Raw genomic sequence first — 681 nt, forward strand, 5'->3', positions numbered from 1 at the left:
AGATGTGTATTAGCGCACCGGACTAGAATGGCCCCGTTCCGTGAGGAATGGCCCAGCCCGGGTAGCCGCCCGAACTGGGCCGCCGATCGATCGGATCGATGCCCACCGAAGCCTTGAGGGCTGCGTTTTGTAGCAAGATCGCGGTCGGCACTTCATCGGGACCCGCATGGTTGAACGAACTTCAGGTTCGCATTCACAAGGGAGGGTCGAGGAAGATGGCCAAGCGTATCACGATCTGTGCCGGGATCGATACCGGCAAACACAAGCTCGACGTGGCGCTCGATGGCAGTTCGGAGCAGCTGCAAGTGGAGAACACGCCGGACGGTCACCGGACGCTATTGGAGTGGCTGAAGCGTCATAAGGTCAAACGGGTTGGGATCGAGGCGAGTGGCGGCTACGAGCAGGCGGTGGTTGCCGAACTGCGACGCAAGCGGCTTGTGGTCGTTACGTTTCAGCCGGCCCAGGTGCACGCCTATGCCGTGTTCCACCTGAAGCGGGCCAAGAACGACAGGATCGACGCGGCGCTGATTGCGATCTGCACCGCCGCGGTCAAGACGATCCATCCCGCTCCGGATCCCCGGCTGCAGCCCTTTGCCGAGCACCTGACGATGATCGAACAGATCACGGAAGACATTGCCCGGCTGAAGAACCGGCTCGAGAGTTGCCGCAATGCGCGGGCCC

Annotated in this window: 1 protein-coding gene; it reads left to right on the plus strand. The window is 62.0% G+C overall.

Annotated features, from left to right (window positions below):
* Positions 1–98 precede the first annotated feature (98 nt).
* Positions 99–681 (plus strand): IS110 family transposase (locus FXB40_RS47515; RefSeq protein WP_148779129.1); only part of this gene is annotated, 583 nt, incomplete at its 3' end.

Origin of the sequence: Bradyrhizobium rifense (genome assembly GCF_008123425.1) — a bacterium.
Taxonomy (GTDB): Bacteria; Pseudomonadota; Alphaproteobacteria; order Rhizobiales; family Xanthobacteraceae; genus Bradyrhizobium; species Bradyrhizobium rifense.